Annotated in this window: 1 protein-coding gene; it reads right to left on the reverse strand. The window is 65.9% G+C overall.

The features are described 5' to 3' along the window. Positions 1-419: heterodisulfide reductase-related iron-sulfur binding cluster (locus QQM72_RS40700; RefSeq protein ID WP_314225838.1), on the reverse strand; the 419-nt coding region annotated here is incomplete at both ends.

The raw sequence follows: 419 nt of genomic DNA on the forward strand, positions 1-419 counted from the left end.
TTCCTCGCCGAAGGCGGTGTTGAGCGCCATGACGTTGTCCATGCCGAGCTCCTGGAAGAGGGGCTCGTTGCCGAGGCGGCGGGCGGAGTCACCGGTGCACTTCTCGTCGCCGCCCATGATGGCGAACGTGACGCCGGCGATGTGCAGGAGTTCGGCGAAGGCCTTGGTGGTCTTCTTCGCGCGGTCCTCGAGGGCGCCGGCGCAGCCGACCCAGTACAGGTACTCGACCTCGGTGAGGTCCTCGATGTCGCGGCCGACGACGGGGATGTCGAAGTCGACCTCCTTGAGCCATTCCAGGCGCTGCTTCTTCGCCAGGCCCCAGGGGTTGCCCTTCTTCTCCAGGTTCTTGAGCATGGTGCCCGCCTCGGACGGGAACGCGGACTCGATCATGACCTGGTAGCGGCGCATGTCGACGATGT

It is taken from the genome of Streptomyces zaehneri, assembly GCF_032248645.1.
Classification (GTDB): domain Bacteria; phylum Actinomycetota; class Actinomycetes; order Streptomycetales; family Streptomycetaceae; genus Streptomyces; species Streptomyces coriariae.